The sequence below is a fragment of the Pseudoxanthomonas sp. LjRoot204_2 genome (assembly GCF_056175765.1).
In genome coordinates this window covers 1-4,299 of sequence record NZ_JBGFFG010000290.1, presented here as the reverse complement: position 1 = coordinate 4,299, position 4,299 = coordinate 1, and the positions used below count along the sequence as shown (strand labels likewise).

Genomic DNA, 4,299 nt, shown 5'->3' with positions numbered 1-4,299 from the left:
GTGCAGCAGTCGTTGCAGGTCATCGCCATGCTCGCGGTGATGCTGTACACCAGTTGGCAGGTGACGATCGCCATCCTGCTGATGGCGCCGCCGCTGGCCTGGATGATGGATACGGTGGCCAAGCGGTATCGCCGCATCAGCCACCGCATCCAGGAAAGCGGTGCGCAGATGATGCAGGCCGCCGACCAGACGCTGTCCAACCAGCAGGAAGTGAAGATCTACGGTGCCCAGCAGAACGAACTGGCGCGCTATGCCGGGCTGGCGGACACCAACCTGCGGCTGGCCATGAAGGTGGAGGCGACCCGCAGCATCTCGTCGGCCATGGTGCAGCTGATGGGTGCGGTGGGACTGGCACTGCTGCTGTTCTTCGCCGGGCGCGAGGCCATGGCGGGACGCCTGACGGCGGGCGGCTTCGTTTCGCTGATGGTGTCGATGATGGCCATCATCCCGGCGCTGAAGCAGCTGACCAACGTACAGAACATGCTGCAGCGGGGCGTGGCCTCCGCACAGCGCCTGTTCGCCGTGCTCGACGCCGAGGACGAACAGGACCATGGCCGGCGTCCGCTGGACCGTGCCAGCGGCGTGATCGAGTTCCGCGACATTACCACCCGCTATCCGGGCCAGAGCCGGCCTGCGCTGGAGGGCATCAGCTTCACCGCGCGCCCTGGCACGGTGACCGCCATCGTGGGACGCTCCGGCAGCGGGAAGTCGACCCTCATCAAGCTGATCCCGCGGTTCTACGAGGCCGAGTCCGGCCAGATCCTGCTCGATGGCCATCCCCTGCAGGACTACCGGCTGGCCGATCTGCGCCGGCAGATCGCGCTGGTCGGCCAGCAGGTGATGCTGTTCGATGGCACGGTGGCCGCGAACGTCGCCTATGGCGAACTGCAGGGCGCGGATGCCGCGGCGATGGAGGATGCCGTGCGCGGCGCCAACGCGATGGAGTTCGTGCATGAGCTGCCCGAAGGCATGCAGGCGCCGATCGGCAACAAGGGCGGACGCCTGTCGGGCGGGCAGCGCCAGCGCCTGGCGATCGCACGCGCGATGCTGAAGGACGCGCCGATCCTCATCCTCGACGAAGCGACCGCAGCGCTCGACAACGAGTCCGAGCGCCTGGTGCAGAACGCGCTGCAGAAGCTGATGCCGGACCGCACCACGCTGGTCATCGCGCACCGCCTGTCGACCATCGAGCATGCAGACCAGGTGTTGGTGCTGGACCAGGGGCGTCTGGTTGAGCAGGGCACCCATGCCGAACTGCTCGCGCACGGTGGCCTGTACGCTCACCTCTACCAGATGCAGTTCCGCGAGGGCGAGGCGGGGTGAGCAGGCGCGCGATGCCGCAACCTCCCGCGTACTGGTTCGGCGACGGCACGGTGCCGCTGTGGGCGCGTGCACTGGCCGCCGTCTACGGCGCGCTGGTCGCGGCGCGGGCGCGCCTGTACGGGCTGGGCGTGTTGCGCCGGCACCGCGTCGGCGTTCCGGTCATCGTGGTGGGCAACATCACGGCCGGCGGCACCGGCAAGACACCCCTGACCATCGCGCTGGTCGAGCGGCTGCGCGCGGCCGGGTTCAAGCCGGGTGTGGCCAGCCGCGGCTACGGCCGCGACGACGACGGCCAGGCACGGTGGGTCGACGCCGCCACGCCGCCGGCCGACGGCGGCGACGAACCCGTCCTCATCGCCCGACATACCGGTACCCGCGTGCGCGTGGATCGTGATCGCGTCGCCGCCGCCAGGGCACTGGTGGCCGCGGGCTGCGACCTGGTCATCTGCGACGACGGTCTGCAGCACTATCGCCTGCAGCGTGACGTGGAGATCGAAGTGATCGACGGCGCGCGCCGCTACGGCAACGGCCGCCTGATGCCTGCCGGCCCGTTGCGCGAGCCGGTCGAGCGCGCGGCCGCGTGTGCGTTCCGCGTCGTCAACCTTCCCGATGCCCAGGCCGATGCCGCATTCGGCGAATGGCCCATGCATTTGCAGGCGGACGATGCGTTGCCCTTGCGCGGTGGCCGGCCGAAGCCGCTGTCTGCCTTCGTCGGCCAGCGTGTGCATGCGGTGGCCGGCATCGGCAATCCAGGCCGTTTCTTCGCCATGCTGCGCGCGAAAGGTCTGGGCGTGGTGCCGCATGCGTTCGCGGACCACCATTCGTACCAAGCCGAGGATTTCTCGTTCGGCAGCGAACTGCCGGTGCTGATGACCGAGAAGGACGCCGTGAAGTGCGCGACGTTCGCCAACGCATGGTTCTACAGCGTGCCGGTCGTTGCGAAACTGCCGGAGGCGTTCTGGATAGCCCTGCTGGAACGACTCGCGCCCGCTGCCAATGCGGCCGCAGAATAGAAATCCTCTCCCGACCCGCTCCGGATTCCGATGACCGATTTCATCGTCGCCATTCCCGCTCGCTATGCGGCTTCACGGCTGCCGGGCAAACCCTTGCGACTGCTCGGCGGCACGCCGCTGGTCGTGCATGTCGCCCGTCGTGCGCTGGCCGCTGGCGCGCGCGAGGTGTGGGTGGCCACCGATGACGCCCGCATTCGCGAGGCGTTGCAGGGCACCGAGGTTCTGGTCGCGATGACGTCCGAGCGCCACGCGTCGGGCAGCGACCGGCTCGCCGAGTGCGCCGACATCGCCGGCTGGGCCGATGATGCGCTGGTGGTTAACCTGCAKGGCGACGAACCTTTCGCGCCACCGGCCGGCATCCGTGCCGTGGTCGATGCGCTGGCTACGAGCGGCGCGGACATGGCGACGCTGGCCGTGGCCGTCGACGATGCGGCGACGCTGTTCGACCCGAATGCGGTCAAGCTGGTGCGCGCAGCCAATGGCGATGCTTTGTATTTCAGCCGCGCGCCCATTCCGTGGGACCGCGACGCGTTCGCACGGTCGCGCGACGCGTTCGCACGGTCGCGCGACGTGCTGCCGCCGGGTGCATGGCTGCGGCACATCGGCATCTACGCCTACCGCGCGGGATTCCTGCGTCGCTTTTCGGCGATGCCGCCGGGCCGGCTCGAGCAGGTCGAGTCGCTGGAACAGTTGCGGGTGCTGGAGGCGGGGCACCGCATTGCCGTCGCGCTGACGCCGGAACCCTTCCCGCCCGGCGTCGACACACCGGAAGATCTCGCGCGTGCCGAGGCCATCCTGCAGGCGCAGGCGTGAACCTGCTGGTCGTGTGCCTGGGCAACATCTGCCGGTCACCGATGGCCGAAGGTGCGTTGCGCGCGCGTCTTGAGGCCTCCGCGCTGGCCGGGCGGGTGCGGGTCGATTCCGCGGGCACCGGCGGCTGGCATGCCGGCGAGCCCCCCGATCGGCGCGCGATCGCCTGCGCACGCGGACACGGCGTCGACATCGGCGGACAGCGGGCACGCCAGGTGACCGCGGACGACTTCGACACCTTCGACTGGATCCTGTGCGCCGACCGGGCCAATCTCCGCGATGTCCTGCGCATGGCCCCGGCCGCGGCCCGGGGACGCGTCGTGCTGCTGCTGGAGTGGGCCGGCCTGGAAGCCGCAGGCGAGGTGCCCGATCCCTACACGGGCGGGCCGGAAGACTTCCAGCAGGTCTGGCGACTGGTCGATTCGGCGGCACAGGCGGTCGTGGCCCGACTCGCCGCCAACTGAGACTGGGGCATAATCGAAGCGGATGAACGACACGACCCTGGCTCCCGAACTGCCGCGAGGCCTGCAATGGCTGAACGCGCCCGCGACCTCGCTGCACGAGCAGCGCGGCCGCATCGTGGCCCTCGCGTTCGTCAACAGTGCCTCCGCCTGGTGCGCGCAACGGCTCAACGACCTGGCGGTCCTGCAGGCGCGTTACTTGGGGCGGCTGCAGGCGCTGGCGATCAACGTACCCCGTTTCGACAGCGAGCGGGACCCGCAGAGCGCGGTGAAGCGCCTGCGCCGCCACGGTGTTTCGCTGCCGGTGGCGCACGACGCGGATTGGGTCGCCTGGCAGCGCTATGGCGTCGACGCCTGGCCCACGGTGCTGCTGATCGATGGCGAAGGCCACGTGCGCCACCGTGCGATGGGGGCTGAAGGGCTGGCGGACCTGGAGCGGCAGATCGCACGCCTGTGCGATGGCCTGCATGTGCCGCCGGACGATGACCTGCGGGTGTTCCGGGACGCCCACCCCGAGCCCCGGTTGCCGTTGTGCTTTCCGACCGGACTGGTKGCCACGCCGGACCGGCTGTTCGTCGCCGACAGYGGCCACCACCGGGTGCTGGAGTGCAACCATCATGGTCGGGTCATCCGCCAGTTCGGCATGGGTACGCCGGACTTCGCCGATGGCGAGTTGAACCACGCCGCATTCC

5 protein-coding genes are annotated in these 4,299 nt (G+C 69.6%); all 5 read left to right on the top strand.

Going from position 1 to position 4,299, the window contains the following annotated elements:
• A partial coding sequence (msbA, locus tag AC04L7_RS13200; protein WP_475513170.1) for a lipid A export permease/ATP-binding protein MsbA occupies window positions 1-1,323 on the top strand: 1,323 nt, incomplete at its 5' end.
• Between the two features lie 11 nt (window positions 1,324-1,334).
• On the top strand, window positions 1,335-2,336 hold the full coding sequence (lpxK, locus tag AC04L7_RS13195; RefSeq protein ID WP_435999085.1) for a tetraacyldisaccharide 4'-kinase: 1,002 nt from the start codon (window positions 1,335-1,337) through the stop codon (window positions 2,334-2,336).
• 30 nt (window positions 2,337-2,366) lie between these two features.
• Entirely contained in the window at window positions 2,367-3,149 is a 783-nt protein-coding gene (kdsB, locus tag AC04L7_RS13190; RefSeq protein WP_475513169.1) for a 3-deoxy-manno-octulosonate cytidylyltransferase, read from the top strand.
• Entirely contained in the window at window positions 3,146-3,610 is a 465-nt protein-coding gene (locus AC04L7_RS13185; RefSeq protein ID WP_296281255.1) for a low molecular weight protein-tyrosine-phosphatase, read from the top strand. Before kdsB ends, AC04L7_RS13185 begins: the two co-directional genes overlap by 4 nt.
• 22 nt (window positions 3,611-3,632) lie before the next feature.
• A partial coding sequence (locus AC04L7_RS13180; protein WP_475513168.1) for a redoxin domain-containing protein occupies window positions 3,633-4,299 on the top strand: 667 nt, incomplete at its 3' end.

Bases quoted from the DNA above. Each gene is read 5' to 3' on its own strand.
- lpxK (WP_435999085.1), top strand. From the start codon at position 1,335: ATGCCGCAACCTCCCGCGTACTGGTTCGGCGACGGCACGGTGCCGCTG.